This window comes from Micromonospora sp. NPDC005172 (assembly GCF_040608555.1).
Lineage (GTDB): Bacteria > Actinomycetota > Actinomycetes > Mycobacteriales > Micromonosporaceae > Micromonospora.
On record NZ_JBEXIL010000108.1, the window covers coordinates 1 to 4,130 of the forward strand.

General features: G+C 71.5%; 2 protein-coding genes. One reads left to right on the forward strand and one right to left on the reverse strand.

The window, feature by feature from the left end; translation table 11 throughout:
- Positions 1–2,423 (reverse strand): nitrate- and nitrite sensing domain-containing protein (locus ABZV06_RS31890; protein ID WP_355625969.1); only part of this gene is annotated, 2,423 nt, incomplete at its 3' end.
- 446 nt (positions 2,424–2,869) lie between these two features.
- On the opposite strand from ABZV06_RS31890, the gene ABZV06_RS31895 reads away from it, so the two are divergent.
- Positions 2,870–4,051, forward strand: a complete 1,182-nt coding sequence (locus ABZV06_RS31895) for an ABC transporter substrate-binding protein (RefSeq protein ID WP_355242055.1) — start codon at positions 2,870–2,872, stop codon at positions 4,049–4,051.
- The last annotated feature ends 79 nt before the right edge of the window (positions 4,052–4,130 follow it).

Below are 4,130 nucleotides of genomic sequence, written 5' to 3' on the forward strand. Positions count from 1 at the left end.
GGCGGTGCCGGCGGGGCGACCGCGCCCGGCCCGGCGACCGGGCCGACCGGCAGCACCGGCGCGTTCCGGCCGTCCGGGGTGTCGGCCGTCGCGCCCCGCCGGGGCAGGGCGTCGATGGTCGGGTACGCCACGGTGGGGCTGCCCGCCGAGACGCCGCCGCCGTACGCCGGGCGGTTGGGCGGCACCGGAACGGACGGCGCGGCGGTCGGCGGCATCGTCGGGCGTGCCCCGGCGTAGCCGCCGGCCTGCACCGCCGGGGCGGTGTCCCGCGCGTCGAGCGGGGACTGCCACTGCGCGGGGGCCGGGGCGTTGGTCCGCCACTGGTCCGGCAGAGTCGCCGCCGAGGCGGTCGCGCCGGCGTACGACTCGGCGTGGCCGACCGGGGTGAGCGGCGTCTGCTCGACGGCCATCGGCTGGCGCGGACGGGTGATCGCCTGATCGCGGCCACGGCCGCTGGGCAGGATCACGGTGGCGGCGGGCAGCGTCACCTGGGCGACGGTGCCGCCCTCGACGTTGCGCCGCAGCTCCACCCGGATGCCGTAGCGGGAGGCGAGTCGGCTCACCACGGCCAGACCCATCAACCGGAACGCGGCGACGTCCACGCTCGGCGGGGCGGCCAACCGGCGGTTGAGTGAGTCGAGCTGCTCGTCGGTGAGGCCGAGCCCGCGGTCCTCGATCTGGATGAGCACGTAGTCCCGGATGCGGCGACCGTCGGCGACGACAGTGGTGTTCGGCGGTGAGAACCGGGTGGCGTTGTCGAGCAGTTCCGCGACGAGACGTACCACGTCGTTGACCGCGTGCGCGGCCACCGAGATGTCGGTGTCGACGGTGCCGAACTCGATGCGGTTGTAGAGCTCCACCTCGGACTGCGCGGCGCGCAGGACGTCCACGACCAGCGCGTCGTCACGGCGCGGTACGGCCGAGTCGGCGCCGGCCAGGACCAGCAGGTTCTCGTCGTTGCGGCGCATTCGGGTGGCCAGGTGGTCCAGCTCGAAGAGCTGGGCCAGCCGCTTCGGGTCCTCCTCGCCGCGCTCGATCGCGTCGAGCTCGCCGATCATCCGGTCGACCAGGGTCTGACTGCGGCGAGCCAGGTTGAGGAACATCGCCGAGACGCTGGTCCGCAGCGCGGCCTGTTCGGCGGCGACCCGCACCGCCTCGCGGTGGACGACGTTGAAGGCCGACGCCACCTGGCCGACCTCGTCGCGGCTGTTGAGCTGGATCGGGTCCCGTACCTGCCGGACGATCTCGTCCACGCCGCCGTCGCCGACGCTGCCCATGTTCTGCAGTCGCTGCACGGCGTCGGGAAGGTCGTGGTTGGCCACCGCGAGCGCGCCCTCGCGCAGGCGGCGAAGCGAGTCGTTCAGCGACCGGGCCAGCACAACGGCCAGCGACACGGCGATGATCAGGGTGAGCAGCACCAGGATCGACTCGACCACGGCCTGCCGGATGACGTCCGAGCGCGCCTCGTCGGCCTGCTCGAGCAGCCGGTCCTGTAGTTGGATCTCGGCCCAGCGCATCAGGTCGTTGACCGCGCCGATGGCGGCGGTGGCGTCCTGTGCGCTCACCAGCGGGCGCTGCCCGACCGAACGGGTGATGTCGCTGGCGACCCGGTCGGAGAGACCGACCGCGTCACCGGAGACGGTGCTGTCGACCAGAGCCCGCTGCACCGGGTCGGCGGCGAGCGAGAAGGCGACAAGCGCCTCCTGCTGGCTGGTCAGCGTCGCCACGAAGGAGGAGAACTGCTCCGGGTCGAGCTGGCCGGCGGTCAGCGCGGTGAAGGCGACCGCCTCCTCCTCGGCGACGGAGGCCTTGGCGCGGGCGAACGCGGCGACCGCCCGGCGGCTGTCCGACAGGCTCTCGTCGCCGGGTAGCTGGGCCAGCCCGTCGCCGTAGCTGACCAGGTCGGTGAGGATCACGCCGTAGCGCAGCACCGCCTCGGCGACCGCCATCTGCCGGCGGTCCAGCACCTCCTGACGGGTGCCGTCCAGGGTGGCCAGGTGGTCGTCGATCGCCGCCAGCCGGTCCCGCAACGCCGTCGGCACCTCGCCGATCCGGTCACGCTCGGCGCGGTACTCGTCGACCCGCTGCTGCGTCTGGCGTACCCGAAGGTTGTACGCGTCGGCCGGCTGCTGCGGAGCTGCCAGGTAGGCCGCCGCCGCCATGCGCTCGGCCTGGAGGTCCTGGGTCAGCGCGCTGACGTCGATGGCCAGCGCGGTGAGCGACCGGGCCCGGGTGGCGTCGTAGGCGCCCTCACCCACGGAGATGAGACGGACGGTGGCCAGCGCGATCACCGCGGCCACCGGAACGACCAGGATCAGCGCCAACTTGGACCGGATCCGGGCGTCCCGCAGTCTCGGCATGCGCCGGCGCGTACGCCCGGTATCGCCGCCGAGCGCGGGCAGGGTCGTCGGTCCGGTGCTCACGACATCGCCTCCGTCGTTTCTTCCCCGCCTGACCCGCCGAGCCGCGCCGGGAGCGGAGGGGACCACGCGCGGCACGGCCGCGATTTGATCAGAGAAGATCGTGTTTGGGAAGCCGCAGTGAGGTAGGAAACGGTCGGACGGCGCGGAACCCTTGATCCGGTCAACTGATACCTTCATTTCCGCAAGCCCCTGAACAGGGCATGTAACTCCAGAGTGGTCACGCGTGTATGCAAAGTGAGGTTTTGCAAACATTGCGTTACCCCAGCATGTGGGATGGCCGTCCCGAGAATGCAACCGGGGTCCGCGCTTGACCACAGCGCCGGCCATTGGCAAGGTTTTGCAGGCTTCGCGCACACACCGTACGGCAGACGAGATCCCGTCCTCCAGTGAGGACGGATTAGCGGCGGTGACCGGGCTGCGCCCGCGCCCGCACCTGGAGGACTGAGTTGAGCCCCATCCGCTCCGCGACCATCGCGGCGCTCGCATCGGCCTTAGTGGCCACCACGCTCACCGGCTGTCAGTTCGGCGAGGCGGAGCAGGACACGAGTCCGATCGTGATCGCCGCCGACCTCGAACTTTCCGGTGCCGCCGCGCCAATGGGCCGGGCATACCAGCGCGCGCTGGAACTCAAGAGGGACCAGTTGAACTCCTCCGGAGCACTGAACGGCCGGAAGATCGACCTGAAGGTGAAGGACAACCGTTCCGACGCCGCCGAGTCACTGCGCAACATCGCCGACTTCAGCAGCGATTCGCGGGTCAGCGCGATCGTCATGGGCGGTTGCAACGAATGCGCGGTCGGCGCGGTCGGCGTCATCAACGAGAAGCAGATTCCCACCATTGCGCTCGCCGCTTCCGGGGCGATCTCGAGCCCGGTCGCCGACCGTCGCTACGTCTTCAAGCTGGGCCCGAACGCGGCCGACAGCGCCTCCGCCCTCACCACCGAACTGCGCCGCAAGAACGTCAAGAAGGTGGCCCTGCTCGCCAGCAACGACGACTACGGCCGCGAGGGCGTGGTCGCGCTGCGTCGCGAACTGGGCAAGGCCACCATCAAGGTGGCCGGCGAGGAGTCGGTGAAGACCACCGACACCGAGGTCGGCCAGCAGGTCGGCAAGCTGGCCAAGCTCAAGCCCGACGCGCTGGTCGTCTGGACTCCGCCGGAGCAGGCCGCGCTGGCCGCGACGAGCGCACAGCAGGCCGCGTTCCGCGGGTCGCTCTTCTTCGACGCGGGCGCGGCCGGGGACCTCTTCCTCGGCGCGGCGGCCCGAGCCACCGAGAAGGCCACGATGGTCTTCACCCAGACCATGGTGATCGACGACGTGATCGCCACCACGCCGGCCAAGGCGGCCCGGCGGCAGTGGTTCCAGGACTACACGGCCCGCTACGGCGGCTACAACGGCTCCTCCTCGTTCGCCGCCGACGCGATCCAGTTGATCGTCGACGCCGAGCTGCGGGCCGGCGGGCCGGCGGGGAAGGTCGACCGGGGCGGCATCCGCGACGTGTTGGAGACGTCCCAGATCGACGGCCTCTCCGGCCCGATCCGCATGACGCCCGACAACCACTCCGGCCTCATGCCGCAGGCGCTCACCACGCTTGTCGCGCGCAACGGCCGGTGGCGGTTGGCGGGATAGCTCAGGTCGGGGGTGGTGGTGGCCTACCGCGCCCGGCTCCGGGCGGTCAGGCTTGATCCCTGCGCCGGGCACGGTAGGC